Source organism: Microbacterium sp. GXF0217, assembly GCF_054798195.1.
In genome coordinates this window covers 363,035-388,823 of record NZ_JBSJZG010000002.1, presented here as the reverse complement: position 1 = coordinate 388,823, position 25,789 = coordinate 363,035, and the positions used below count along the sequence as shown (strand labels likewise).

Below are 25,789 nucleotides of genomic sequence, written 5' to 3'. Positions count from 1 at the left end.
AGATGCCATTGTGTCATCCGGCGCTGTGAACGCGCCAGATTTCGCCGTGCCGGTCGCGCCGAGGCGCTCAGGCGCCGTGCACCACGACCTTGCCCGTCGTGTGCCCCGCTTCGAGATGCACCAGGGCGTCGGATGCCTCGGCGAACGCGTACTCGCGCTCGACGACCGGCACGAGCAGGCCGTCGTCCACGAGCTCGAGCAGCTTGCCCAGGATCTCGGGGTGCGCGGCTGCCGCCAGCGAGCGGATGCGGCGGCGCGAGCCGATCGAGCGGACGGCAGCCCCCAGCATCCGCGGGATCGGGCCGAGCACGCCGCCGCCTTCCCCTCCGACGAGCACGGCGTGCCCGCCGGACGCGAGGAGGCGCTGGAGCTGCCGCAGCGGCATCCCACCGGCGATGTCGAGCACGGCGTGGAAGCCGCCATCAGGAAGCGAAGACGGCGACGGCTGCCGGAGATCGAACGTGCGCGCTGCACCGAGTCGGCGGACGAGGGCGGCGCTGCGCTCCCCGCACGACGCCCAGACCTCCGCACCCCTGAGCGCCGCGAGCTGCACGGCGAACGTTCCGACGCCACCGGATGCACCGAGGATCAGCACGCGCGGCTGCGCATCGCCGTCGATGCCGATGCCCGCGAGGTCGAGCGCCTGCCAGGCGGTCCCAGCCGCGATCGGCAGGGTGGCCGCGAAGGCCGGAGTCACCCCCGGCGGGCGCGGGGCCAGACGCGATGCGGGGGCGACGGCGAACGCCGCCAGGCCGCCACCACCCGGGAGCTCGACCACGACGTCCTCGCCGATCTCGGCGCTGACGACGCCGGGTCCGACGGCCGTCACGGTGCCGGCGACATCCATGCCGCGCACCGGCTGCTTCGGCCGTCGCAGTCCGAACACCGGCCGCACGAGCAGCGGCTCACCGTGCAGGATGTGCCGATCGCCCGCGTTGAGCGCCGTGGCATGAACACGGATCACCACCTCGCCGCGCCCCGGCGTCGGAACGGGGAGCTCGGCCGGGGCGGTGCCCGCGGCCGCCCCGTACGTCTCGCGCTGCCACGCCGTCATCGTCTCGGTCACGGTCGCGTCTCCTGCTCCGGGTACTGGAAGATCTCGTCGAGTCCCGCGCCGAAGGCACGGGCGATCTGGAACGCGAGCTCGAGCGTCGGCGAATACTTGCCCTGCTCGATCGCGATCAGGGTCTGGCGTGTGACGCCGACCCTCGTGGCGAGCTCGGCCTGGGTCATTCCGGCCTGCTCGCGCCTGGCGCGGATCGTGTTCGTGACGCGGGTGGGCTTGACCATCAGACCAGTCCCCGCCGGTAGGCGATGACCCGCGCGATGCCGCCGATGATCGTCGCCACGGCGAAGCCCGCGAACATCGTGTTGGCGATCCAGAACACGTCGGCGCCGACCCCGCACAGCGCGATGACGCCGAGCCCGGCGATCACGATGAAAGCCTGTTCGACCCGCGTGCCCATGCGGTTGATGTCGCGGTCGCGCTCATCGCTGCGGCCGACTCCGTCCGGGTCCTTCGTCCGGGCGAACAGACCCCACAGGATGCTGAGGACGATGGTCACCGCGATGCTGATGCCGATCGTCCACAGCATGATCGGGAACCAGTCGACATCCGTCAGCGGACCGCCGTCCGCGGCCTGCAGGATGACGATCACGTAGCCCGTCATGACGATGATGCTCACGACCAGGCTGGTCCAGACGTTGCGCTCTTCGTACACCATGACCGCCACCCCCATGTAAAAGATTATTGACATGGCCAGTGTGCGCCTCCGCGCCATCGATGTCAAGAATCTTTTACACTTCGGATGCTCGGATCGTGGGCGTCAGATCACGGCGGCGCTCCAGGCGTCCGGCTGCCCGAACCGGTGGGCGGTGATCGAGATCGACTGCTCGTGCAGGAACGTCAGCAGCTCGATGCGGCCCGCCGAGGTCACCTCACCGGCGAAGACGGCGACATCCGGATCGCCGTCGACGGCGTCGGCGAACAGCCGGTGCACGTCCGCGACCGCATCGCGCGACCCCACCAGGCGCACCCGCGACGGCGGTGGCGCGGTGTCCAGCAGATCAGCCGGATGCGACATCCGCTGCACCCACTCCTCGTCCGATTCGACCGCGACGTTCGCGCCGAGCTCGGTCAGCGACCGGCGGACCTCCGCTGGCAGCCCGACCGGCGTGGAGACGAAGAAATCCGCTCCGCTGCGGATCGCCGCGACGATGACGCGCAGCAGTTCGTGCCATCCGGCATCCGCTGTCGCTCTGATCGACACCCCCACAGGACGGTAGCGGAACAGGTTCCGCTCCACACCGAGGCGCGAGACGTCGTGGACCTGGCCGAACTCGCGATCCCACGCGATCGCATCGGACAGCGCCGCCCGGCGCAGCCATTCGAACCGCTCGAAGTCCAGCGACGGCTGCGCGGCCTCGATGAGGTCGGTGATCCGGGCGTCCAGTCCGCGCAGATGCAGCGTGCTCGACATCGGAGCAGCGCTCCCCGCGCGCCAGGTTCCGAGTCCGATCAGGTGGTTCGGACCGCCCGCCTTGGCGCCGGGCCCCACCGAAGAGCGCTTCCAGCCGCCGAACGGTTGCCGCTGGACGATCGCGCCCGTGATTCCGCGGTTGACGTAGAGGTTTCCCGCCTCGACCTGATCCAGCCAGAGGGCGAGCTCGTCGGGGTCCCGCGTGTGCAGCCCGGCGGTGAGCCCGTACGCCACCGCGTTCTGCAACTCGATCGCCCGCTCCAGTGTGGGCGCGTGCATGATGCCGAGCACCGGCCCGAAGAACTCCTCGGCGTGGAATCTCGATCCGGGCAGCACGCCCGCACGGATGCCGGGACTCCACAGCCGTCCGGTCGCATCGCCGGGCACCGGAGCGGGACGCACGATCCAGCGTTCGTCCTCGTCGAGTTCGCTCAGCGCCCAGGCGAGCTTGCCCGAGGGCGGCTCGATCAGCGGCCCGACGTCGACGCGGGCCTCGCTCGGCCACCCTACGCGCAGCGAGCGCGTCGCATCAGCGAGCTGTCTGGCGAAGCGCTGCGAGCGCCCGACCGGACCGACCAGGATCGCGAGGGATGCCGCGGAGCACTTCTGCCCCGCGTGCGAGAAGGCGCTGCGCACAAGATCCGCGACCGCGAGATCGATGTCGGCCGATGGGGTCACGACGATCGCGTTCTTGCCGCTCGTCTCGGCGTGCAGCGGCAGATCCGGCCGCCAGGATCGGAAGAGCTCAGCGGTGTCCCATGCCCCGGTGAGAATCACTCTGTCGACATCCGGGTGCGCGATGAGCGCCTGCCCGAGCGGCCCCTCCGCGACGTCCGCGAGCACGAGCACATCACGCGGGATGCCGGACTCCCACAGCGCCTCGGCGATCACGGCCGCGCATCGCCGGGCCTGCGGAGCGGGCTTCAGCACGACGCCGGAGCCCGCGGCGAGCGCAGCCAGCACTCCCCCCGCCGGAATCGCGAGCGGGAAGTTCCAGGGCGGCGCGACGACGGTGACGCGTGACGGCACAAAGGTCGCCCCGGGCACGGCATCCAGTTCCCGCGCCTTGGCGCTGTAGTACCGGGCGAAGTCGACGGCCTCGCTGACCTCGATGTCGCCCTCGGAGAGCACCTTGCCTGTTTCGCTCGCTGCGACCTCGATGAGCGCGGCCCGACGGGATTCGAGAGCGACGGCGGCACGCAGCAGCGCCTCGGCGCGCTCGGCCGCCGGCCGCGCTCCCCACGCGGCCCCTCCGCTGCGCACCCGTGAGAGGACCGCCTCGACCGCGGCCTCATCGGCGACGTGCGCCGCGCGCACCAGGTCGACGCCCAGGGCGGATCCGCTGACGCGGGAGCGGATGCCGTGCGCCCACTCCCGATTCGCCGCGAGAGCGAGGTCGGTGTCCGCCGTGTTGACGAAGCCCGGTGCACCACCGGCATCCGGAACCGTCTCGAGCTGCGAGTAGACCGCCGTCTCCAGGAACGGGTCGTCCTCGGAGCCGCGCGAGATCCCGAGCACGATGTTCGTCAGGTCGGTCTCCTGCACCGGAGCGGGCGGCACGCTGCGCGCCGACTCGTGCACGGGCGCCCGGCGGTCCTGGGTCCTGGTCGGAGCAGCGCGCAGGGTGCGATGCTCCGAGCGTTCGAGGGCGGCGAGGAATCGGTCCTGTTCGCGGGCGAACAGCGACGCGTCCTCGGCGAGATGGAACGCGGCCGAGAGGAAGTTGGCGGGCGACGCGCTCTCCTCCAAGCGACGCGCGAGGTACCCGATGGCGACGTCGAACTCGCGCGGATGCACCGCGGGGACGTACAGCCGCACAGGTCCGACGTCCTTCGACACCGCGTGACGGTGCCCCTCGGCCATGCCGAGCAGCATCTCGACCTCGATGTCAGGGCTGTCGGCGGACTCGGCGGGCGTCGAGAGCCCCCGATCGCTCGCCAGCAGACGGGCGTACGCGATGTCGAACAGGTTGTGGCCGGCGACGCCGATGCGGACCGCCGCCGCATTCGCCGGCTGCAGCGCCTCATCGAGCATGCGCAGGTGGTTCGCGTCGGTGTCGAGCTTGGTGTCGTATGCGGCCTGCGGCCAGCCGTGCAGCACGGCATCCACCCGCTCCATCGGCAGGTTCGCACCCTTCACGAGGCGCACCTTGATGCGCGCACCGCCGTGCTCTACGCGGTCGCGCGCCCAGACGGTGAGCTCGCGCAGGGCGGACAGGGCGTCCGGAAGGTAGGCCTGCAGGACGATGCCGGCCTCCAGATGGGCGAGCTTGGGCTCCTCGAGGATGCGGGTGAACACCGCGATCGTCAGATCGAGGTCGCGGTACTCCTCCATGTCGAGGTTGATGAAGACGCCGTGCTCGAGAGCGGTGAGGTACAGCGGCAGAAGACGGTCCACCGCGGCATCGACCACCTCGTCGAACGACCAGGCATCCGGCCTGCTGAGAATCGACGAGACCTTGACCGAGACGTATTCGACATCGGGGCGCCGGATCAGATCATGGATGCCGTCTCGGCGGCGCTGCGCTTCGGCCTCCCCGAGCACCGCCTCGCCGAGCAGATTGATGTTGAGTGCGGCTCCGCTTTCGCGGATGCGGCCGATCTCGGCCCCCAGCTTCGCCGGTCGCGCGTCGACGATCAGATGCCCGACCATCTCGCGCAGCGCCCGGCGCGCAATCGGCACGGTCGGCGCGGGAAGCGCCGGGGCGATGCCGCCGCCGACGCGCACCGCTCCGCGCAGGTACCACGGGAGGAAGTCAGGGACGTCGGGGGCGATGCGTCGCAGCTGCGCCGCCGCGGCGCTCAGGCTCTCCGGCCGGAGCACGCCATCCACGAAGCCGAGCGTGAAGGCGAGGCCGCGGTCGTCGCGGAGCACGTCGGCGAGGCGCTGCGCCGCCGGATCCGGTTCGACGATCGCCGCCTCCGCGACCCAGCGCCGCACCAGCGCGACCGCGCGCTCGGCCAGCGGATCGGACGACACGGGTGAGACGACCATGGCCACAGCCTAGGAGCGCACACGGCGTCTTCCGCTGAGGCACAGCGAGCCGCGCCGTGTCGCCGCTCAGCTCTGGTCGACGATCCCCTGGACCGAGTTGTGAACGCTCGCGGCGGTGGCATCGGAATTCTCGACCGCGATCGGGATGAGCACGGCGATGATCAGTGTCATCACGAGCGCGATCAGGAAGGCGATGCCGGAGAGGACGAGCCCGGTGATCGACAGCGGACGCCCCTGGCGACGACGGACGCCGACGATGCCCACGACGATGCCGGCGATGGCGACGATCAGGCCGAGGAAGGGGACCCATGCGGCCAGGAACGCCGCGATGCCGAGGATCAGTGCGGTGATCGCGAGGCCGCCGGGTCCTGGTGCGGCCGCGGACGGCGGGCCGGCGTACGCGGACGGCCCGCGGTATCCGATCGCGTACGGTCCGGCGCTGCCGATCTGCTGGTCGCCTGGCGCACCGGTCGGCGGGTAGACCACAGGAACGGTCGGGTCGGGGTAGGCGCCGCCGCCGGGCGACGTGCCCGGATAGCCAGCGCCGGGGCTCGGCAGGTGCGGTGCGGGCGGCGGCACATCATCACGACGCGGATCCGGGGTGCGGTCGGTGTTGTCGGTCATGGGATCTCCTCCGGGTTGCCGTCGAGAATAGCCCCTACGGGGGCGCCCCCGCTCACGATCTCACCGGAACCGCGCGACCGCCCGCGCACACCGACTTCTCCGGACCAGGCGCGGAACTCTAGGCTGTTGCCGTGGCAGAGTCCGGGGGTGCGCGCAGCGCGATCGACAGCGCGGTGTCCGCCGCGTCGTCGAACTCCCCGACGACCACCGCCGCCGAGCCGAAGAAGTGGGTGTCCGCGGTCACGTCGCGGGTCTCGACGAAGTGGATCGGCGGCGTCGCGACCGTGCTCATCCTCGGCGCCACCGCCGCGTTCGGCGGCCTCGGGGGCGTCCCCGAACCGCCGCTGCCCGAGCTCGCGGCCGGCGACACGTTCACCGGAGCAGGGTGGGAGATGACCCCGCAGCGCGCCGTGCTCATCGATGAGCTGAACGATACGGGCGTCCGACCGGAGAGCGGCGAGCGTCTGCTCGTGATCATCATGGACGTCACGAACGTCGACGACGCGGCACGGGCCTCGACAGCGACAGGGGCGGCATCCCTCGCCGAGATCCGCGTGGAGGACGTCTCCGACGTCCCGCCTGGTGTCGCCCGCTACGACGATGCGACTCTCGACCCCTGGCTGCAGCCGGGAGTGCCGGCGCAGCTGGTGCTGACCTGGGCGGTGCCCGCCTCCGATTTCACCGACGGCGACGACATCCGCCTGGCCCTGCTCACGGCAACCGAGTACACCGGCGAATTCTTCGTCTACGGCGAGTACTGGGACGACGAGGCGGTCGGTGCGTACGCGACACTCGCGGTCGAGGACGTCGGTGCGGGGGTGTCGGAGTGAAGCGCGCGACCCCCTGGCTGATCACCGCTGCGCTCCTGGTCGGGGCGTGGCTGGTCGCGCTCGTCGCCCCGGACGACAGCGCCTCCGTCGAGCCGTTCATCGTCCCTGCGGCCATCGGCGAGGAGGCCGTCGGCCGCGATTTCGCGGTGACGGTGCAGGACGTGACGCTCGCCGACAAGGTGTCAGGGGCGAACGGCTGGAGCGCCGAGGGCACCTGGCTGGTGGTCGAACTGGATGCCGAGGCGAACCTCGACCAGTTCGGGATGAGCTTCAACGGCGCGGCGCTGATCATCGACGGTCAGTCGTTCCGTCCCACTGAGCGCGTGCCGTCGTTCCTGTCGACGCCGCTGGTGACCGGCGTCTCGCAGAGCGGCGCGCTCGCCTTCGAGCTCCCCGAGGATGCCCGCTCCGGCACCGCCATCCTGCGGCTGTCCGCGAAGGCGGACACTCGCGCCGACTCGGTCGCCGAGCTCGAGATCGACCTCGGCGCGCTCGCACCGGTCGCGGATGCCGAGGTGCCCGAAACCGATTGGACGCACCCATGACCGGCTGGTGGCGGCGCAATCGCATCGCGCTCATCGCGCTCGCGGTCCTCATCCCGGTGACGACGGCGACGCTCGTCGGCGTCGCCTGGTCGCGGTACTACCTGTACGAGCCGACGATCCCGCTGGCGGCCGGCGAGGACGAGAGTCTCGAGCTCGCCGACACGACATGGGGTCCGGTGCGAGCGGTGGACGTCACGGACGTGGAAGAGCTCACGGCCCCCTCGGATGCCCGGGTGATCGCCGTGGCCCTGCCGGTCGACCCGCACGGCGAATCGCCGTCGTGCTTCTCACCCGTTCTGGTGGAGCAGGACACCGGGCGGCGCTGGCAGCAGATGAACAACGCCCTCAGCATCCCGTACTCCCCGGACGAGCACATCACGTGCATCACTCCGGAGGAGGACGAGAACGGCGAGCCCGGTCCCGTCGTCCCGTACGAGATCATCGTGGGCTACATCGTGCCGGAGGATGCCGCCGGACTGTTCTGGGTCGAAGTGGGCGAGCTCGATTCGTACCCCTCGTTCCTCAGGTTCTCGGTCGAGCCCTGACCGCCGGTCGGCGCGGTCGCCGCCTCCGCCATCCGGTGCCGACGCAGCGCACCGAGTGAGGTGTCGTACGCCCCCGCGACGACGCCGATGCGGATCGGCTCGATGATGAGCGCGACGAGGAGTACCAGCGCGTCGCTGACCACCACCCAGAAATCGACGCGGCTCTGCGGCCCGATGATCCGGGTGATCACATACTCGAGCGTCGTGTCACCGGCCAGCACGATCGTGTACAGCAGGACGTACGTGCCGATCAGAACCGGCCCTGCGCGCCACATCAGCACGATTGCATCGATGATCGGGGTGAAACGCGATGTGAATTCGGCGCCGAGCTGCCCCAGCATCCGACGCAGCAGCGTGGGGACCTTGTCCACGTGCGTTCGTGCCCTCTTGTACAGCGCGATGTCGAGCTTCGGCTTCTCGGCCGCGATCGCCTGGCCGTAGATCACGCCGGCGATCGCGAGCCAGGCGAGCGGCTCGACCACGAGACCGGCGAGCTGTCCGATGAACCATTCGATGCCGTCCCACACCCACGCGACGGGGACCAGCTGCGCACTGACCCACTCTCGGAGATCGAGTGCCCATTGGATGCCGACCCGGCTGTCCACCCAGGAGTTCAGCGCCTCGAGGGCGTCCTTGATGACCATGATCGAGAGCAGCACCCAGACGGCCTCGAGGTACACAGCGACCACCGAGAACGGCGCCGGGAGCTTCTTAGGCCATTTCTTCCATGCCCATCGCCCGGCGAACGCCACGATGATGAGCACGCCGGTGACGGCATCCAGGGTCAGATTGCTGCCGACAGCGCCGGTCGGCGCTTCGGTCTGATTCGCGATGGCCTGCCAGCTGATGTCGGTGCGCACCTGGAGCGCACGGAAGTCGTACGCGATCACGTCGTCCTGCAGCATCCCCCACGCGGCGTACACCGCGAAGAAGGGCAGGATGCTGGCGAGCAGCGTGTTCAGGAACGTCTCGCGCCGCTCGGCCGCCGCCTGGGGCACGGGGGCGATCGCCTGCAGTTCGCGGAGCCCGTCGCGGACCACGAGGAACATGGCGACGAAGGCGATCAGGCGCGCGAGGATGGCCAGCGGAAGCAGCAGGATGCCGCCGGTGGTCGTGTACGCGCCGACGAAGCCCGCGAGCTGGATGAGCCCGAAGTGCAGCAGGTATCCCGCCAGGTACCACGCGACGAGCGCGGGCCAGTGCCCGGCGAGCACGCGCCAGGTCGAGGCGAGGAGGGTCAGCACGAAGCTACGTTAGCGCGCCGCATCACGACCAGACGCTGGGGGCCTCAGCGCGCGTCGGCGGCAATGCGGAGGCCGCCGCCCACTCGTGCACCCACGGCTCGACATCCGGGATGCCCTCCGGGCGGCCGACCGCAGCGAAGAGTTCCTGATGCGAGAGCGTGCCGCCGCTGCGCTTGAGCATCCTGGCCCGGACGATCACCCGCGCATAGATCTCGCCGCCGACGACCGCGCGGTGCTCCATGTAGATCGCCTTGTCGTCGTGACCGAGCAGGCGCGACTCGACGTCGAAGCGCTGCCACAACTCGAGCGACTTGCGGAACGTCACCGTCTCGGCCGACACCACCGCGTACCAGCCGTTGCGCTTCATGACGTCGCTCATGCCGGTGCGCACGAGCAGATCCCAGCGGCCGAGGTCGAACAGCGACAGGTAGCGGCCGTTGTTCATGTGCCGAAGAACGTCGATGTCGGTCGGCAGCGTTGTGAGCCTGATGCGTCCGATCTCGGTGGGGGAGAGTCGCCCCTCGCGCCGGGCGCGACGCCGCGCGCTCCACATCACGAGCAGGGTCCGCCAGATCACGTTCACAAGGCGCGAGAGTAGCGAGTACCTGCACGAAGAGGGAACTTCATTGTCGGTCGCGCACAAGTCCGGCGCTCCGTCGTGGGAGGCCCCGGCTTCTACACGCGGTAGATTTCCGGTTCCCCCTGCCCGCGCGTAGAGTCGCGGCATGAGCGCCGAAGCCCAGCCAGAAGTCATCGTCCGTCCGGTCCGTGATGTGGATGCGGAGGCTCTGGGTCGTGTGCACGCACAGTGCTGGCACGAGACCTACGACCACCTGATCAGCAAGGCAGCACTCGAGAAGGTCTCGCCTCGGCGGCTCGCCGAGCTGTGGACGCACTGGGCCGTTCAGGGCCCCGAGTTCAAGATGAGCGCAGCGCTCGTCGACGGAGAGATCGTCGGATTCGTCGGCTCCGGCCCTGCGCGCGACAAGGATGCTCCCGCGAACCGCGAGCTCTACTTCATCTATCTCCTGGATGCCTGGCACTCCACCGGTCTCGGGCAGAAGCTGTTCGATGCGGCCGTCGAGAAGGAGGAGCCGCTGTACCTGTGGGTCGCCGGTGACAACCCGCGCGCGCACCGCTTCTACACGCGCAACGGCTTCCACCTGGACGGCGCCACGCACACCGAGCCGTTCCTCGGCGAGACGCTGACCGAGGTCCGCTTCGTCCGCTGACCCGGCATCCTCATCTCCCGCGAGGCTTGCTCTGCGGGCTGAGACGCATACCGTCGGAGTACGTCTCACGCCGCAGAGCAGGTCTCGCGGTCTTCGTGGGGAGCGGATATCGCGTCAGAGGCGTTCGAGGATCGTGACGTTCGCGACGCCGCCGCCCTCGCACATGGTCTGCAGCCCGTAGCGGCCACCGGTGCGCTCGAGTTCGTTGAGCAGCGTCGCCATGATCCGTGTACCCGTCGCGCCGATGGGATGCCCGAGAGCGATCGCCCCGCCGTTGACGTTCACCTTCTCGTGGGGTGCGCCGATGTCGTGCATCCAGGCCAGGACGACCGAGGCGAACGCCTCGTTGACCTCGAACAGATCGATGTCGTCGATCGTCAGACCCGTGCCGTTCAGTGCGTGCGTCGTGGCGGCGATCGGTGCGGTGAGCATCAGGACCGGGTCGTCGCCGCGCACCGAGAGGTGATCGATGCGGGCGCGAGGCGTGAGCCCGTGGTCCTTCACGGCCTGCTCGCCGGCGATCAGCACAGCGCTGGAGGCATCGCTGATCTGCGAGGCCACCGCCGCGGTGATCCGCCCGCCCGGCCGCAGCGCCTGCAGCCCGGCCATGCGCTCGAGGGTGGTGTCGCGGCGGACGCCCTCATCCGCGGTGAGACCGTTCAGCGGCACGATCTCGCGGTCGAAGCGCCCGTCGTCCTGCGCGGCGGCGGCGCGGCGGTGGCTCTCGATCGCGAACTGCTCCATCGCCTCGCGCGTGATGCCCCATCGTTCGGCGATCAGCTCAGCGCCGGCGAACTGCGAGATCTCCTGGTCTCCGTACCGCGCGGTCCATCCCGGCGATTCGGCGTACGGGGTCGTGAACCCGTACTGCTCCCCCACGACCACGGATGACGTCAGCGGCACCTGCGACATGTTCTGCAGCCCGCCGGCGATGACGAGATCGGCCGTGCCGCTCATGACCGCCTGCGCGGCGAAGTGCACGGCCTGCTGGCTGGAGCCGCACTGCCGGTCGATCGTCACACCGGGGACGTGCTCGGGGAACCCGGCCACGAGCGCGGCCGTTCGCGCAACGTTGCCGGCCTGTCCGCCGATCGCATCGATCGCGCCGATGATGACGTCGTCGATCGCCGCAGGGTCGACATCGGTGCGATCGATCAGCGCACGCAGGCCGTGCGCGCCGAGATCGGCCGGGTGGATGCCGGAGAGCGCGCCGCCTCGTCTGCCGACCGGCGAACGAACCGCGTCGACGATGTATGCCTCTGCCATGCTCTTCCTCCTCCGAGGTCTCCGGGTCGAGTCCCGGTCGAATCAACGCCCTGAGACGTTGCCGAAGCCCTTCGCGATCGGGGCGACGATCAGTGGCCGGGCTGCGAACCAGCCGATGGCGATCACGACGAGCGACGCGACGAACACCCAGAACCCCGTCCAGCTGACGAGATCCTGCGAGGCGTACATGTGGTTGAGGTTGCGCAGCGCACCGGTCGCCATCACGAGGATGACGTGCACGACGATGAACGCGATGAAGTAGATCATCACCGGGAAGTGCACGGCACGCGCCCACTCGACCGGATACGCCCTGTTGAGCTTCTCGGCCTTCTTCGGCCAGATGCCCGACATCCGCACGCCCGTGATCGCGGCGAGCGGGGCGGCGATGAAGATCGTCGTGAAGTAGGCCAGCTGCTGCAGGCTGTTGTAGTTCGCCCACCCGTTCTCGGTCGGCCAGTCCAGCGACACGTACTGCAGGCCGGCCGAAAGCGCGTTCGGGAAGACCTCCCAGCTGGTCGGGACGACGCGCACCCAGTGCCCCGTCGCGAACAGCAGCACGACGAAGATCACGCCGTTGACGAGCCAGAGCACGTCCAGCGCCTGGTGCAGCCACAGGGTCAGACTGATCTTGTGCTTCGGGTTGCGGCGCGAGGTCCAGAACACGGTGGGGCGCTTCTCGGAGCGCACCGTGAGGCCCGTCCGGATGATCAGCACCATCAGGAACATGTTGAAGAAGTGCTGCCAGCCCACCCACCCGGGGATGCCGACGGCGGCGCCCTCCGGCAGGTGATACTCGCCAGGGAACGCCGCGAGGAAGTCCATCATCACCGGCGTACTGAGGATCGTCCGGACGAAGGCGATGGCGGCGATGCCCAGGATGCCGAGCCCCGCAAGACCCAGGAGACCGGCGATGGCCTGCGTCCACGTCGGGCGCCCGGATTCGGATGCCGCGGCCGGCAAGCGCTTCGGTGCGACGCCCTGCCACACCGTGCGCGGAACAGCCAGTGGGACCGCGACGCGCGCGAGCGCGGTGTCTGCCTGGTTCACCTGGGGGGACGACACACCCGGTGTCGGACGTTCTGTGCCGATCGGTCCGACATCTGGCGTGCTGACCCCAGGGCCGGCGGAGGCGACGGGGCCGGCAGGAGTCGGCGCCATGACGGACGCAGCGACAGACAGCGCGGTGACCGCGGTTCCGGCAGGGGGCCATGGTTCGCCCCCGGGGGCGCGCGGAAGGCCGCGACGCAGCGTGGCGTCGGCCGTGTTCACCGGTTCCGGAGCACCTGCCACTCCAGGGGTTCCGGGTGTCGTCCCCGCCAGAGTCTCCGCGGTTGCGGCGGCAGTCGCCGCGGCGTCACCGGACGCTGCGGGCGCGTTCGCCGAGACGCCGGGCGCCGAGACCGCAGCCGGTGTCGTGCCGAGTCCGGCCGCCGTCGCCGCCGGGGCGCCGAGCGCCGCACCCGAGGTCGCCGAGCCATCCGTGACCGAACCGGCAGGGGGCCAGGGATCGCCCCCGGTCGTGCGCGGCAGTCCGCGGCGCAGTGCGCGGGGGGCTGCCGGCACTCCCCGGGCGGCATCGGCATCCACACGGGGGGCCGACACGGCGATCCCGACTCCCCCGGCTCTCGCAGCCGGCGCGACCGCCTCGGAGTCGACCTCGGCCCCGAGCGGGGCGGCGACCGAGGGCTCGTCGATCAGCACGTCACCCGGAGGCCACGGCTCTCCGCCCGGCACACGGGGCAGTCCGCGGCGCAGCACTACTTCTCCCGCGCTTCGAGGGCCTCGATCACCTGCGGCACGACCGCGAACACGTCGCCGACGATGCCGAAGTCGGCGACGTCGAAGATGGGCGCCTCGCCGTCCTTGTTGATCGCCACGATCGTCTTCGCGGTCTGCATGCCCGCCCTGTGCTGGATCGCGCCAGAGATCCCGAGCGCGATGTACAGCTGCGGCGACACGGAGACACCGGTCTGTCCGACCTGGTGGGCGTACGGGATGTACCCGGCATCCACCGCTGCGCGGGACGCGCCGACGGCAGCGCCGAGTGCGTCGGCCAGCTGTTCGACGAGCGCGAACTTCTCCTTCGACCCGAGACCACGGCCACCCGAGACGACACGGGCGGCACCGCGCAGGTCAGGGCGGGAGGAAGCCTGCTCGACCGCTTCGATCGCGCCGGCTGCGGCCGCGGGGGCTCCGGATGCCGTCACGGCGAGCTCCTCGACCGTCGGCGTCGCGACGGCGTCAGCCCGAGCGTCGACGGCCCCCTGCCGCACCGTGATGATCGGGGCGCCGTAGGTCGGAGCCGAGTCGACGAGGTAGGCGCCGCCGTACACGGAGTGATGCGCCACGACGCCGTCCTCGTCACGGGAGACGCCGATCGCGTCGACCGAGACGGCGTTGCGGGTGCGCACCGCGAGCCGGCCGGCGACGTCGCGTCCGGTGATCGAGTTCGACACGAGCACGGCATCCGGCGAGACCTGCTGGAATGCGGCGTGCAGCGCATCGACGAGCGGCACCACCAGCGCGGTGTCGTCCACAGGCGCGGTCAGCACGACGGCTGCACCCGCAGCGGCCGCGGCATCCACCGCGCTCTGCGAGCCGCCGGGGACGAGCGCGACCGGAGTGCCGACCGTCGACGCCGCGCCGATGAGCGCCGCAGTGCTGGCCGCGGCCTCTCCGGACGGCGTGACGTCGACGAGGACGAGGACGGGGTTGTCGGGGTAGCTCATGGTCACACCAGCCTGTTCTGCACGAGGAAGTCGACCAGCTGCGCTGCGGCATCCCCCTCGTCCGTGATCTTGACGCCGGCGGCACGCGGCGGCTTCTCGGCGACGGAGGTCATGATCGTCCGCGGCGCCGCGCCGGGGTCGGCGGAGACGCCGAGATCGTCGAGCGAGAGCACCTCGAGCGGCTTCTTCTTGGCCGCCATGATGCCCTTGAAGTTCGGGAAGCGGGCATCCGGCAAGGCCTCGGTGATCGAGATCACCGCCGGGAGGGATGCCGAGATCGGCTGCGCCCCGGCATCCGCTGCCCTGGTGCCCGAGATGCCCTCGGGGGTGATCTCCACCGCGCTCAGCGCGGTCGCCTGCGCGAAGCCGAGATGCTCGGCCAGCATGCCGGGGATGAGACCGGCCGAGCCGTCGGTCGAGAGGTTGCCGGCGATGACGAGGTCTGGCTCGCCGCGCCGGATCGCCGCCGCGAGCACTTCGGCCGTCAGCCCGAGATCGGCGCCGACGAGCTGCTCGTCAGCGATGTGCACGGCGGAGCCGGCTCCGATCGCGAGCGCTCGGCGCACAGATGCCGTGGACGATGCGGGGGCCATCGACAGGGCGACCACCTCGGTCCCGGCGTTCGCGTCCGCGTAGCGCAGCGCGACCTCGAGAGCGCGCTCGGTGATCTCATCCAGCACCACGTCGCCCGCCGCACGATCGGCGAGTCCGGTCTCCAGATTCAGCTGGCGATCACCGTAGGTGTCCGGCACTTCCTTGACCAGGACGAAGATCTTCATCGATTGCTCCTCACGACACTCCGAGTCTAGTCCGGTGAAACTCAGTCCCACGGCCGCCGACCACCGGGCGCCCCACGCCTCCGAGCGTAGCGCGCCGCACGGACTCGGCGGCAGGTCCGGGTAGCGTGGAAACGTGGCCCAGCACCGACCCCTGCCGATCGATCCGCTCGCCGAGGCGAAGCGGCAATGGCTCGCGCACGGCTGGACGGATGCCGCAGAGGGCATGACGGTCGTGATCTCAGTGATGCGCGCGCAGCAGTTGCTCCTCGCCAGAGTCGACGCGGCGCTCAAGCCCTTCGAGCTGTCGTTCGCGCGCTACGAGGTGCTGCGCCTGCTCGCCTTCAGCCGCCGCGAGCGCCTGCCGCTGTCGAGCGTGGTGTCCCGCCTGCAGGTGCACGCCACCACGGTCACGAGCACGTCCGACCGGCTCGTGCGCGACGGGCTGATCGTCCGCGAACCGCACCCGCACGACGGCAGGGCCGCGATGCTCGCCCTCACGGACGCCGGCCGCGACCTCGTCGAGCGCGCGACGGCCGCCCTGAACGCCGAGGTCTTCACCGAACCGGGCATCAGTTCCGAGGACGCCTCCGACCTCGTCGGCATCGTGGCGCGCCTCCGCAAGGATGCCGGGGACTTCACGGATCCGCGGCCGCAGCCCGATCCGCTCTGATGGCGTCCTTCGTCGTCGAGCGGGTGATCCGTGCCGCGCCCGATCGGGTGTACGCGGCATCCCTCGACCCGCAGCTGCATGTGCGGACGATGGCCCGCTACGGCGAGACCATGGTCGCCGGACCAGACGGCGGAGTCTTCACCGAGGGCTCGACCGTGACCTGGCGCGCACGGCACTTCGGCATCCCGTTCCACCTGACATCCGTCGTCTTCGACCTCGATCCACCGCACCGCTTCTGCGATCAGCAGATCAGCGGTCCCTTCGCGCAGTTCCATCACGAGCACGAGTTCGACGAGCATCCTGAGGGGACGCTGATGCGCGACACCGTGACGCTGCGCTCCCCCTTCGGGCCGATCGGCTCACTCGTCGACCGACTGTTCCAGCGCGCGTACATGCGGCGGCTGATCGACGAGCGCGGCGCCATCCTGGCCACGGAGGTCGAGCGCGCGTAATCTGTCCGGCATGACCGAACTGCGCCTGCACACCGTCCTCGAGCCGCACGGCCCTGCGGCCGCGATCGTGCTCACCGACGAGCAGGTCGCATCCTTCGGTGCGGGCAAGGCCTTCCCGGTGGTCGTCGATTTCGGCGATCGCCGCATCCGCCTCCGGATCGCCCGGATGGGCGGGCTGAACATGATCGGCTTCAGCAAGGCCGCGCGCGCGGAGGTGGGGCTGGAGATGGGCCAGGAGGTCGACGTCGCGATCACCGTCGATGCCGCCGAGCGCGAAGTCGTCCTGCCACTGGCACTGACCTCCGAGCTCGACGCGGACCCCGCGCTGCGTGCCGCGTTCGACGCGCTCTCGTACTCGAAGCGCAAGGAGCACGCCCGCCAGGTCGCCGAGGCGAAGACGGACGAGACGCGCGCCCGCCGCGTGGAGAAGGTGCTCACGGCGCTGCGCGCCTGACACCCGCTCAGCGAGAAACCACTCTCGTCGCGAGAAACCATGTGTGCAGGCGTTTCTCGCGCGCGCAGTGGTTTCTCGACGCACCCTCAACTGTTCGTGAACCGCGGTGCCCGCTTCTCGCGGAACGCAGCCATGCCCTCTTTCTGGTCGTCAGTGTCGAAGAGCCCGGCGAAGGCCTGCGTCTCGTGCGCGAGACCGTCGGCGAGGGTCGTCTCCATCGCGGCATCCAGTGCGGCCTTGGCCGCGTACAGGCTCGGCAGCGACTTCGCCGCGATCGTCTCGGCCAGCGTCGACGCCTCCGCGAGCAGCTCGGATGCCGGCACCACGCGCGAGACGAGCCCCGCGCGCTCCGCCTCCTCCGCACCCATCAGCCTCCCGGACAGCACCAGCTCAGCGGCCTTGTAGTACCCGATCGCGCGGATGAGCCGCTGCGTGCCGCCCATCCCGGGGATGACGCCGAGGTTGATCTCCGGCTGCCCGAAGGTCGCTGTGTCGGCGGCGAGGATGATGTCGCACATCATCGCGAGCTCGCACCCGCCGCCCAGCGCGAAGCCGCTGACGGCGGCGATGACCGGAGTGCGGACGGCGGCGAAATCGCGCCAGATCCCGAAATGGTCGGTGGCGAGCATCTCGGATGCCGTCATCGACTCCATCTCCTTGATGTCGGCACCAGCGGCGAAGGCCTTCTCACTGCCGGTGACGACGATCGCACCGATGCCGTCGTCGGCGTCGAAGGCGACCGCGGCGGCCGTGACCTCGGTCGCGACCTGCCCGTTGAGGGCGTTCAGCGCCTGTGGTCGGTTCAGCGTGATCCACCCGACGCGGCCGCGCTGTTCGACCAGGATCGTCTCGTACTCGCTCATGGAGCCTCCTCACTCACCGGCTTCGAATCGCCCGAGACGATCCTCACACGGTCCCGTCGCGAATGTCGGCGATGATGCCGGAGAAGTCGCGGCCACCGCCTTCGCCCGCGGCGTAGGCCGCATAGATCTCCTGCGCCAGCCGGCCGAGCCGAGCATCCGTCCCCGTCTGCTCGATCGCCTCGAGCGCGAGCCCCAGATCCTTCGCCATCAGCGCGCCCGCGAAACCCGGCTGATAATCGCGGTTGGCGGGGCTCGTGGGCACCGGCCCCGGCACCGGGCAGTTCGTCGACAGCGCCCAGCACTGACCCGAGGCGTTCGAGGCGACCTCGTACAGCGCCTCATGGCTGAGACCGAGGCGCTCGGCGAGCACGAAGGCCTCGCCGACCACGATCTGCGAGACCCCGAGGATCATGTTGTTGCAGACCTTCGCGGCCTGACCGAGCCCCGGCCCGCCGCAGTGCACGATGCGCTTGCCCATGGTCTCGAGAATCGGCTGCGCGGCGGCGAAGTCGTCGTCCGAGCCGCCCACCATGAAGGCCAGCGTCGCGTTCTCGGCGCCCACCACGCCGCCCGAGACGGGTGCGTCGACCTGGCGGTGACCTGCGGCGACGGCGAGCGCGTGCGCCTCCTGCGCATCGGCGACCGCGATCGTCGATGACTCGATGAAGAGCGCGCCCGCGGGAGCCGCATCCAGCAGGCCGTCCCGGTAGGCCGAGAGCACGTGCGCGCCGGCTGGGAACATCGTGATGACGACCTCGGCGGATGCCGCGGCATCCGCTCCCGAGTCGGCGAGGGGAATCCCGGCGGATGCCGCGGCATCCCGAGCCGACGCCATCACGTCGAAGCCGATGACCTCGTGGCCGGCCGCGATGAGATTGCGGGCCATCGGCAGCCCCATGTGGCCGAGGCCGAGGAATGCGATCCTCATGATGCGGCCTTCAGCGTCTCTCGTCCGACGATCAGCTGCATGATCTCGTTCGTCCCTTCCAGGATCTGGTGCACGCGCAGGTCGCGCACCACCTTCTCGATGCCGTAGTCCTGCAGGTAGCCGTAGCCGCCGTGCAGCTGAAGCGCCCGGTTCGCGACGTCGAACCCGGCATCCGTCGCGAAGCGCTTGGCCATCGCGCAGCGCACCGAGGCATCCGCAGCGGCCGTGTCGACCGCGGCGGCCGCGTCGTGCACCATGAGCCGTGCGGCATGCAGCTGCGCGCGCATGTCGGCGATCGCGAACACGATGCTCTGCTTCTCGGCGAGCGGGTCGCCGAACGTGAAGCGCTCGTGCACGTAGCGGATCGCCTGCTCCAGCGCCCACTGGGCTCCGCCGAGCGAGCACGCCGCGATGTTGAGGCGTCCGCCGTCGAGGGCCGACATCGCGATCTTGAAGCCGCCGCCCTCCTCGCCCAGCCGATCGGCGGCCGGAACGCGCACCTCGTCCAGGATCACCTGGCGGGTGGGCTGCGCGTGCCAGCCCATCTTCTTCTCGGGAGCCCCGAACGCGAGACCTGGTGCATCACCGGGGACGAGGAACGCTGTGATCCCCCGCGCGCCGGGTTCACCGGTGCGCGCCATCACGACATACACCGCCGCTTCGCCCGCACCCGAGATGAACTGCTTCACCCCGGTGAGCACGTAGTCGTCGCCGTCTCTGATCGCGCTCGTGGCAATGGCCGCGGCATCCGATCCGGCGCCCGGCTCGGTGAGGCAGTACCCGCCGAAGCCGCTCATCGCGGTCAGCTCCGGCAGCCAGCGCGACCGCTGGGCGTCGTCGCCGTACCGGTCGATCATCCCGACGACCATGTTGTGGATCGAGATGTACGACGCGACAGCCGGGTCGCCCTTGGCGAGCTCCTCGAAGATCGCGACCGTGTCCATGCGCGACAGGCCAGTGCCGCCGAACTCCTCGCTCGCGTAGATGCCGCCGAGTCCGAGTTCGCCGCCGCGCTGCAGACTCTCTCGGGGGAACACGTGGTTCTCGTCGCGTTCCAGCGCGTACGGGGCCAGCTCGGTCTCTGTGAACTCGCGGACCGCCTGCAGGATCGCCTGCCGCTCCTCTGTCGTCGTCATGAGGGTCATGGATACTCCTTGTGGGATGTGTCGTGTGGCGCCGGATCAGCGCGTGGTGGGCATGACGAAGCTGGCGCCCGCTTCGACGGGCTCAGCCGCCGAGCGCAGGCCGGTGGCCGACCATCGGCTCGTCACGGTCTTGGTCTTCGTGTAGAAGCGGAACGCGTCAGGACCGTGCTGGTTCAGGTCGCCGAAGCCGCTGCGCTTCCACCCGCCGAAGGTGTAGTACCCGAGCGGAACGGGGATCGGCACGTTCACGCCGACCATGCCGACGTTCACCCGCGCGGCGAAGTCGCGGGCCGCGTCCCCGTCGCGGGTGAAGATTCCGACCCCGTTGCCGAACTCGTGATCGGATGCCATCGCCAACGCCTCCTCGTAGTCCCGCGCTCGCGCGATCACGAGGACGGGCCCGAAGATCTCCTCCCGGTAGATCGACATGTCCGTGGTGACGTGATCGAACAGGGTCGGCCCGAGGAAGAACCCGCTCTCATGCCCGGGGACGACGAGACCTCGACCGTCGGCGAGCAGGGTCGCCCCGGCATCCACGCCCTGCTGGATGCATCCCTCGACGCGCTCGACCGCTGCGCGCGTGACGAGCGGGCCGTAGTCGACGTCGTCCGCGAGCGACGGGCCGACGCGCAGCTGCGCGACCCGTTCGGTCAGTCGGGCGGCCAAAGCATCGGCGGTGTCGTCCCCGACCGGCACGGCGACCGAGATGGCCATGCAGCGCTCCCCGGCCGATCCGTACCCGGAACCGATGAGCGCATCGACGACCTGGTCGAGGTCGGCATCCGGCAGGACGATGAGATGGTTCTTCGCGCCGCCGAAGCACTGCGCGCGCTTGCCGTGCGCGGCGGCGGTGGCGTAGATGTACTCGGCGATCGGCGTGGACCCGACGAAGCCGATCGCCTGGACGCGCTCGTCCTCGAGCAGCACGTCGACGGCCTCTTTGTCGCCGTGCACCACGTTGAGGATGCCGGCCGGGAGCCCGGCTTCCAGGAACAGCTCCGCGAGCCGCACGGGAACGGACGGGTCTCGTTCGCTGGGCTTGAGGATGAAGGCGTTGCCGGCGGCGATCGCGGGCCCGGCCTTCCAGAGCGGGATCATCGCGGGGAAGTTGAACGGTGTGATGCCGGCGACGACGCCGAGCGGCTGACGCATCGAGTAGACGTCGATGCCGGTACCGGCGTCCGTCGAGTACTCGCCCTTGAGCAGGTGCGGGGCTCCGGCGGCGAATTCGATGACGTCGAGGCCCCGTTGGATGTCGCCCTTGGCGTCGTCGAACGTCTTGCCGTGCTCGCTGGAGAGCAGCCGGGCGAGGTCGTCCATGTCGCGGTGCACGAGATCGAGGAACCGCATCAGCACCCGCGCGCGCTTCTGCGGGTTGGTCGCCGCCCACCCCGGCTGCGCCGCCTCGGCGTCGGCGATGGCCAGCCGGACCTCGTCGGCACTCGCGAGCGGGACACGGGCCTGAACGGCACCGGTGCTGGGGTCGAAGACGTCAGCGATGCGGCCCCCGTCGGGAGCCACGTGCGATCCGCCTATGAAATGGGGGATGATCCGAGTCATTGTGCGCAGTCCCTTCGCGCCCTCGTTGGCGCAAGGAAAGTTTACTTTGCCCCTCTCTGATTTACTAGGGTGTCCTAGTATCTAGAGGTAGTCGTCCGCGTGGAGCTGACGGATTCCCCGGTTGTACAGCAGGAACTGTGCGCGCAGCGGCACGCCGAGCACGGTGGCGGCAGCGGCCATCGCACGTGCCCATGCTCGATTCTCATCGTCCAGCGTGCTGGGGCCCACCCGCTCCCACACCAGTACGACGCTCGCGTTGCCTGTGGCCTCGAGCAGCATGCCGCTGCGGTGCATGAGCAGGTGCGCCTGGTCGACGCGGCCGAGGTCATCGACCTCCACCTCTTCGTGCGGGTCGTCCGGGTAGTCGTCCATCGGCATGAGCGGATCGCCGAGGCGGCCGTGCTCATCGATGAACAGCAGCCACATCTGGTGGAGGTTCGCCTGCCGCAGCAGGACGTGCAGCAGGTCACGGAGGTCGTCATCGCGGTCGAGGACCAGGTCCTTGAGGGTCGTGTTCGCATCAGTCATGAGGCGATGATCGCCGAGGCGCCGCGCACCCGGTCACGGAATTCTGCGGGTTGTGGACAACATCCCGCCTCCGCGCCGTCGGTGCAGAGCGAGTGGTGTGCCGGCTGTTTCCCGTTCGTTCACCCGGTCGCCATCCACGGCCGATAGTCAGGTCTCGGCTGTTCTTACGGCCATGAGCGTCGTCGCGCGCCCATCCCGCCCGCTCCCGAACCCCGAGGAAATGATGCCCTCTCGCCCCTCACGGCGCGCCGTCTGGACGACGTCCGCCGCCACCCTGACGTGTGCCCTCGCGCTCACACCGCTCATCGCGGTCTCCGCCGCCCAGGCGGCGATCGTGCCTTCGCCGATCGTCCACTCCGCCGAGGACGCAGCCCTCGCGCTGTCGCCCGTCGGCACCTTCGAATCCGGCGTCTTCGACGAGTCGGCCGCCGAGATCGTGCACGCGCACGGCGACCGCCTGTTCGTCGTGAACGCGCAGGCCGGCTCGGTCGACGTGCTGGACTACGCCGATCCGACCGCCATCGCCGAGCTGTTCTCGATCGAGTCCGACGGTGTCGCGAACTCTGTCGCCATCCGCGAGGACGGCCTCGGCGTGATCGCCTTCGAGGCGCCGGTGAAGACGGACGAGGGCCATCTGGTCTTCTTCGACGCGAACGCGGCGGATGCCGAGTCGGCGATCCTCGGCCAGGTGACCGTCGGCGCTCTGCCCGACATGGTGACCTTCTCGGCCGACGGCGCGTACGCCGTCGTCGCGAACGAGGGCGAGCCAGCAGACGACTTCTCGAGCGACCCTGAGGGCTCGGTCGCGATCGTCTCGCTTCCCGACACGATCGCCGCTCCGGCACAGGACGCTGTCCGCATCGCCGACTTCCACGCGTTCGAAGAGGGCGGCGCTCAGACGCTGCCCGCCGACGTGCGCGTGTTCGGCCCGGCACCCGAGGCCGACTTCCCGGTCAGCCGCAACCTCGAGCCCGAGTACATCGCCGTCGACGGCGGCACCGCGTACGCCGCTCTGCAGGAGGCGAACGCGATCGCGACCGTCGATCTGGCTTCGGCGACGGTGACCGACATCTTCTCGCTGGGCTTCACGGACCACTCGCTCGAGGGCAATGGTCTGGATGCCAGCGACAAGGACGATGTCATCGACATCCGCACGTTCGAGGGCCTCAAGGGCATCTACATGCCCGACGGCCTCAACTCGTACACCGCCGGGGGCACGACCTATCTCGTCACGGCGAACGAGGGCGACGCCCGCGAATGGGGAGACTACGTCGAGCCGAGCCGCGTGAAGGATCTGGCGGAGGACGGCTACGGCCCGGTCTGCGAGAACCTCGCCGCTCTCACCGGAGACGCCGACCTCGGCCGCCTCAACGTCACCATCGAGAACGGCTTCAACGAGGCCGAGGGCTGCTACGACGAGCTGTACTCGTTCGGTGGACGCTCCTTCTCGATCTGGACCACGGACGGAGAGCAGATCTTCGACTCCGGCGACGCGTTCGAGCAGATCACGGCCGCGGCCGTTCCGGAGTTCTTCAACTCCAACCACAGCGAGTCCAACCTCGAGGGCCGCAGCGACGACAAGGGCCCTGAGCCCGAGAACCTCACCATCGGCGAGGTCGACGGGCGCACCTACGCGTTCATCGGCTTCGAGCGCGTCGGCGGCGTCGCCGTGTTCGACATCACCGACCCGGCTGCCTCGTCGTTCGTGACCTACGTCAACAACCGCGACTTCTCGGTCTCGGTCGAGGATGCCGACGACCCGACCGCCGTGCTGTCCCAGGCCGGCGACCTCGGCGCGGAGGGCATCGCGTTCATCCCGGCCGCCGAGTCCGCCACCGGCGAGCCGCTGCTCGCCGTCGCGAACGAGGTCTCCGGAACGGTCACCCTGTTCGCGATCGGCGCCGAGGACACCGGCACGACGACGGACATCCAGGTCCTGACGATCAACGACTTCCACGGCCGGATCGAGGAGAACCTCGGAAACGGCGAGGCGGGGGCCGCTGTCGTGGCCGGCGCCGTCGACTCTTTCGAGGCGGAGAACCCGAACACGCTGTTCGTGTCGGCCGGTGACAACATCGGCGCGTCCACGTTCACCTCGTTCATCGACGACGACAACCCGACCATTGACGCCCTGGCTGCGGCGGGTCTGGATGTCAGCGCAGCGGGCAACCACGAGTTCGACCAGGGCTTCGTCGACCTCACCGACCGCGTCCTGCCCCGCTTCGGCGGCGGACAGTACGGCCTGGCCGCGAACGTGTACCTGAAGGGCACCGACACTCCGGCGCTCGACGAGTACTACGTCGAGGACGTCGACGGCGTGCGCGTGGCCTTCATCGGCACCGTCACGGCCGACACGGCAGCCATGGTGACCCCGACCGGCATCGCCGACATCGAGTTCGGCGACCAGCTCGAGGCCGCGAACCGTGTCGCGGCGGAGATCACCGAAGCGGATGCCGCTGACGTGATCGTACTGCTCTCGCACACGGGTGCTGCGCAGTCCTCCTGCGAGGCCGTCGAAGCGGACACGACCGACTTCGGCGCGCTGGTGCACGACGCCTCGGCCGAGATCGACGCGATCGTGTCCGCCCACACCCACCAGAGCTACTCCTGCGTCATCGAGGGTCCGACGGGCGTGGAGCGTCCGGTGATCCAGGCGCACCAGTACGGCACGACGCTGGGCAAGCTGGACATCTCGGTGGACACCGCGTCGAAGGATCTCGTCTCGATCGAGGGCGCGCTGGTCCCGCTCGTGGTCGACGGCGCAGCCGCCTTCCCCGCTGACCCCGAGGTCGCCGAGATCGTCACCGCCGCCCAGGCCACCGCCGACGAGGAGGGCTCGGTCGAGGTCGGTTCGATCACGGCCGACATCCTGCGCGGTGGGGAGCCGGCCGGTGCGGACCGCGGCGTCGAGTCGACGCTGGGCAACACGGTCGCCGACCTGTACCTGTGGGCCACGTCCAACGAGGACTACGCAGGAACGCCGGCGCAGATCGGAATCATGAACCCGGGTGGACTGCGCGCCGACCTGCTCTATGGCACGGACGGGACGCTCACCTACCGTGACGTCGCCAACGTCCAGCCCTTCGCGAACACGCTGGTCACGGTGACGCTGACCGGTGCGCAGCTGAAGGACATCCTCGAGGAGCAGTGGCAGCCGGACGGCTCGGAGCGGCCCAAGCTGCACCTCGGCGTCTCGGCGGGCTTCAGCTACGAGTACGACCCCGAGGCCGCTCGCGGCGAGCGCATCGTGTCGATGTCGTTCCAGGGTGCGGAGGTCGACCCGACCGCCGAGTACACCGTCGCGACGAACTCGTTCCTCGCGGCCGGTGGCGACAACTTCACCACCTTCGCCGAGGGCACCGACCGCACCGACACCGGCCAGGTCGACCTGACCGCCACCGTGGCGTACTTCGCCACGAACAGCCCGGTCTCCCCGGCCGAGCTCGGCCGCGCGGTCGTCGCCGACGGTTCGACCGAGCCGACGCCGGAGCCGACGCCCGGTCCGAGCGAGCCCGCTGAGGATGCCTGGGCGACCGTCTCCCTTTCGTCCGACCAGGTCGAGCAGGGCGACACGCTCACCGTCTCGGTCACAGGCCTGGACGCGGGACAGCAGATCACGGCGACGCTGCACAGCGACCCGATCGTGGTCCAGGGCATCCCGGCGGCCGACGCCTCCGGCACTGTCGAGTTCACGGTCGCGATTCCGGCGGACTTCGCACCGGGTGCGCACACGCTCGTGATCGCCTCGGGCGATCTCGAGCCGATCGAGACGCCGCTGACCGTACTCGCCACCGGCGGCCTGGCGACGACCGGTGCCGCCGCGCCGTGGGGCATCGCGCTCGGAGCAGCCGCGCTGCTCACCGCGGGCGCCGCGCTGTTCGTCACGCGTCGTCGCGGAGTGCTCGCGGACTGATCACGCCC

24 protein-coding genes are annotated in these 25,789 nt (G+C 69.9%); 8 read left to right on the top strand and 16 right to left on the bottom strand.

Going from position 1 to position 25,789, the window contains the following annotated elements:
• Window positions 1-67: 67 nt before the first annotated feature.
• The 5 genes from ACWAT3_RS05140 to ACWAT3_RS05120 form a co-directional block, all read right to left on the bottom strand.
• Window positions 68-1,066: an NAD(P)-dependent alcohol dehydrogenase gene (locus tag ACWAT3_RS05140; protein WP_460796433.1), complete on the bottom strand. Its 999-nt coding sequence runs from the start codon at window positions 1,064-1,066 to the stop codon at window positions 68-70.
• On the bottom strand, window positions 1,063-1,290 hold the full coding sequence (locus ACWAT3_RS05135) for a helix-turn-helix transcriptional regulator (protein WP_460796431.1): 228 nt from the start codon (window positions 1,288-1,290) through the stop codon (window positions 1,063-1,065). Before ACWAT3_RS05135 ends, ACWAT3_RS05140 begins: the two co-directional genes overlap by 4 nt.
• Entirely contained in the window at window positions 1,290-1,757 is a 468-nt protein-coding gene (locus ACWAT3_RS05130) for a hypothetical protein (protein ID WP_460796429.1), read from the bottom strand. The genes ACWAT3_RS05135 and ACWAT3_RS05130 overlap by 1 nt, the downstream gene beginning before the upstream one ends.
• A 69-nt stretch (window positions 1,758-1,826) precedes the next feature.
• Window positions 1,827-5,474 (bottom strand): proline dehydrogenase family protein, encoded by a 3,648-nt coding sequence (locus ACWAT3_RS05125; RefSeq protein WP_460796427.1) that lies wholly within the window; start codon window positions 5,472-5,474, stop codon window positions 1,827-1,829.
• Window positions 5,475-5,540: 66 nt separating this feature from the next.
• Complete coding sequence (locus ACWAT3_RS05120; RefSeq protein ID WP_460796425.1) at window positions 5,541-6,098, bottom strand: hypothetical protein; 558 nt, start codon at window positions 6,096-6,098, stop codon at window positions 5,541-5,543.
• A 131-nt stretch (window positions 6,099-6,229) separates the two neighbouring features.
• Here ACWAT3_RS05120 and ACWAT3_RS05115 point away from each other — a divergent pair, with 131 nt between their 5' ends.
• From ACWAT3_RS05115 to ACWAT3_RS05105, 3 genes are read left to right on the top strand one after another with little or no spacing between them, the layout of a single operon-like run.
• Window positions 6,230-6,928: a hypothetical protein gene (locus ACWAT3_RS05115; protein WP_460796423.1), complete on the top strand. Its 699-nt coding sequence runs from the start codon at window positions 6,230-6,232 to the stop codon at window positions 6,926-6,928.
• Window positions 6,925-7,473: a DUF4352 domain-containing protein gene (locus ACWAT3_RS05110; RefSeq protein WP_460796421.1), complete on the top strand. Its 549-nt coding sequence runs from the start codon at window positions 6,925-6,927 to the stop codon at window positions 7,471-7,473. The genes ACWAT3_RS05115 and ACWAT3_RS05110 overlap by 4 nt, the downstream gene beginning before the upstream one ends.
• Window positions 7,470-8,018: a hypothetical protein gene (locus ACWAT3_RS05105; protein WP_460796420.1), complete on the top strand. Its 549-nt coding sequence runs from the start codon at window positions 7,470-7,472 to the stop codon at window positions 8,016-8,018. Before ACWAT3_RS05110 ends, ACWAT3_RS05105 begins: the two co-directional genes overlap by 4 nt.
• Here ACWAT3_RS05105 and ACWAT3_RS05100 read toward each other — a convergent pair.
• Together ACWAT3_RS05100 and ACWAT3_RS05095 are read right to left on the bottom strand one after the other, a co-directional pair.
• Window positions 7,922-9,262 (bottom strand): hypothetical protein, encoded by a 1,341-nt coding sequence (locus ACWAT3_RS05100; RefSeq protein WP_460796418.1) that lies wholly within the window; start codon window positions 9,260-9,262, stop codon window positions 7,922-7,924. The two genes, ACWAT3_RS05105 and ACWAT3_RS05100, sit on opposite strands and share 97 nt — an antisense overlap.
• Before the next feature lie 22 nt (window positions 9,263-9,284).
• On the bottom strand, window positions 9,285-9,845 hold the full coding sequence (locus ACWAT3_RS05095; protein WP_460796417.1) for a thioesterase family protein: 561 nt from the start codon (window positions 9,843-9,845) through the stop codon (window positions 9,285-9,287).
• A 142-nt stretch (window positions 9,846-9,987) separates the two neighbouring features.
• On the opposite strand from ACWAT3_RS05095, the gene ACWAT3_RS05090 reads away from it, so the two are divergent.
• Complete coding sequence (locus tag ACWAT3_RS05090) at window positions 9,988-10,494, top strand: GNAT family N-acetyltransferase (RefSeq protein WP_460796415.1); 507 nt, start codon at window positions 9,988-9,990, stop codon at window positions 10,492-10,494.
• 114 nt (window positions 10,495-10,608) lie between these two features.
• On the opposite strand, the gene ACWAT3_RS05085 is transcribed toward ACWAT3_RS05090, so the two are convergent.
• The 4 genes from ACWAT3_RS05085 to ACWAT3_RS05070 are packed head-to-tail and all read right to left on the bottom strand — an operon-like array spanning window position 10,609 to window position 15,268.
• On the bottom strand, window positions 10,609-11,760 hold the full coding sequence (locus ACWAT3_RS05085) for an acetyl-CoA C-acetyltransferase (protein ID WP_460796413.1): 1,152 nt from the start codon (window positions 11,758-11,760) through the stop codon (window positions 10,609-10,611).
• A gap of 42 nt (window positions 11,761-11,802) precedes the next feature.
• Window positions 11,803-13,518, bottom strand: a complete 1,716-nt coding sequence (locus tag ACWAT3_RS05080; protein WP_460796411.1) for a cytochrome b/b6 domain-containing protein — start codon at window positions 13,516-13,518, stop codon at window positions 11,803-11,805.
• Window positions 13,518-14,489 (bottom strand): electron transfer flavoprotein subunit alpha/FixB family protein, encoded by a 972-nt coding sequence (locus ACWAT3_RS05075; RefSeq protein WP_460796409.1) that lies wholly within the window; start codon window positions 14,487-14,489, stop codon window positions 13,518-13,520. Before ACWAT3_RS05075 ends, ACWAT3_RS05080 begins: the two co-directional genes overlap by 1 nt.
• Before the next feature lie 2 nt (window positions 14,490-14,491).
• Window positions 14,492-15,268 (bottom strand): electron transfer flavoprotein subunit beta/FixA family protein, encoded by a 777-nt coding sequence (locus ACWAT3_RS05070; RefSeq protein ID WP_460796407.1) that lies wholly within the window; start codon window positions 15,266-15,268, stop codon window positions 14,492-14,494.
• Between the two features lie 133 nt (window positions 15,269-15,401).
• Between ACWAT3_RS05070 and ACWAT3_RS05065 the strand changes: the two genes are divergently transcribed.
• From ACWAT3_RS05065 to ACWAT3_RS05055, 3 genes are read left to right on the top strand one after another with little or no spacing between them, the layout of a single operon-like run.
• A complete protein-coding gene (locus tag ACWAT3_RS05065; RefSeq protein WP_460796405.1) occupies window positions 15,402-15,938 on the top strand; it encodes a MarR family winged helix-turn-helix transcriptional regulator in 537 nt (178 codons plus the stop codon).
• A complete protein-coding gene (locus ACWAT3_RS05060; RefSeq protein ID WP_460796404.1) occupies window positions 15,938-16,390 on the top strand; it encodes an SRPBCC family protein in 453 nt (150 codons plus the stop codon). Before ACWAT3_RS05065 ends, ACWAT3_RS05060 begins: the two co-directional genes overlap by 1 nt.
• Before the next feature lie 10 nt (window positions 16,391-16,400).
• Window positions 16,401-16,844, top strand: coding sequence for a YdeI/OmpD-associated family protein (locus tag ACWAT3_RS05055; protein WP_460796402.1), 444 nt, complete (start codon window positions 16,401-16,403; stop codon window positions 16,842-16,844).
• 86 nt (window positions 16,845-16,930) lie between these two features.
• On the opposite strand, the gene ACWAT3_RS05050 is transcribed toward ACWAT3_RS05055, so the two are convergent.
• From ACWAT3_RS05050 to ACWAT3_RS05030, 5 genes are all read right to left on the bottom strand, one after another.
• Window positions 16,931-17,707, bottom strand: coding sequence for an enoyl-CoA hydratase-related protein (locus ACWAT3_RS05050; RefSeq protein ID WP_460796400.1), 777 nt, complete (start codon window positions 17,705-17,707; stop codon window positions 16,931-16,933).
• Between the two features lie 43 nt (window positions 17,708-17,750).
• Window positions 17,751-18,635 (bottom strand): 3-hydroxyisobutyrate dehydrogenase, encoded by an 885-nt coding sequence (gene mmsB / locus ACWAT3_RS05045; RefSeq protein ID WP_460796398.1) that lies wholly within the window; start codon window positions 18,633-18,635, stop codon window positions 17,751-17,753.
• Window positions 18,632-19,780, bottom strand: a complete 1,149-nt coding sequence (locus ACWAT3_RS05040) for an acyl-CoA dehydrogenase family protein (RefSeq protein ID WP_460796396.1) — start codon at window positions 19,778-19,780, stop codon at window positions 18,632-18,634. The genes mmsB and ACWAT3_RS05040 overlap by 4 nt, the downstream gene beginning before the upstream one ends.
• 36 nt (window positions 19,781-19,816) lie before the next feature.
• Complete coding sequence (locus ACWAT3_RS05035) at window positions 19,817-21,340, bottom strand: CoA-acylating methylmalonate-semialdehyde dehydrogenase (RefSeq protein ID WP_460796394.1); 1,524 nt, start codon at window positions 21,338-21,340, stop codon at window positions 19,817-19,819.
• Window positions 21,341-21,421: 81 nt separating this feature from the next.
• A complete protein-coding gene (locus tag ACWAT3_RS05030) occupies window positions 21,422-21,868 on the bottom strand; it encodes a hypothetical protein (RefSeq protein WP_460796392.1) in 447 nt (148 codons plus the stop codon).
• A 223-nt stretch (window positions 21,869-22,091) separates the two neighbouring features.
• Between ACWAT3_RS05030 and ACWAT3_RS05025 the strand changes: the two genes are divergently transcribed.
• The gene (locus ACWAT3_RS05025; RefSeq protein WP_460796390.1) at window positions 22,092-25,781 is read left to right on the top strand and encodes a choice-of-anchor I family protein; all 3,690 of its coding nucleotides are present in this window, start codon (window positions 22,092-22,094) and stop codon (window positions 25,779-25,781) included.
• Window positions 25,782-25,789 lie beyond the last annotated feature (8 nt).